Origin of the sequence: Sphingobium sp. (genome assembly GCF_033795625.1) — a bacterium.
Taxonomy (GTDB): Bacteria; Pseudomonadota; Alphaproteobacteria; order Sphingomonadales; family Sphingomonadaceae; genus Sphingobium.
On sequence record NZ_JARYGI010000157.1, the window covers coordinates 1 to 501 of the forward strand.

Annotated in this window: 1 protein-coding gene; it reads left to right on the forward strand. The window is 64.3% G+C overall.

Annotated features, from left to right (window positions below; genetic code table 11):
- Positions 1-2: 2 nt before the first annotated feature.
- Positions 3-501, forward strand: a 499-nt coding sequence (locus QHC67_RS19145) for a recombinase family protein (RefSeq protein WP_319296763.1), incomplete at its 3' end; no start/stop codon positions are given.

A 501-nucleotide genomic window follows, 5' to 3' on the forward strand; every position in this document is an offset into this window, starting at 1 on the left:
GTCTGGAGGAGGCCGGCGCGATCAAGGTGTTCACCGACGTCATGTCGGGCAAGAGCATGGAGCGGCCCGGTCTGGCCGAACTGATCGCCTATGCCCGCAAGGGCGACACGCTGGCGGTGGTCCGCCTCGATCGGCTTGGGCGCTCGCTCGCCGAATTGCTCACCACGGTCGAGACGCTACGCGGCCAGGGCATCGCGCTCCTGAGTCTTGAGGAAAAGATCGACACATCGTCGGCCGCCGGCGAACTCATCTTCCATGTGTTCGGGGCCATCGCCCATTTCGAGCGGAGACTGATCTCCGAGCGAACCAGGGATGGGATCGCCGCCGCGCGCGCCAAAGGCAAGTTGCCCGGCCGTCAGCCGCTCGACATGTCCAAGGTACATGCCGCCATCAAACTGGTCGAAGCGAGCATCTCGCCGACAGAAGCAGCACGACAACTCGGCATCGGCCGATCGACCATCTATCGAGAAATGCGCCGCCTCGGCGTGGAAAGGCCCATCT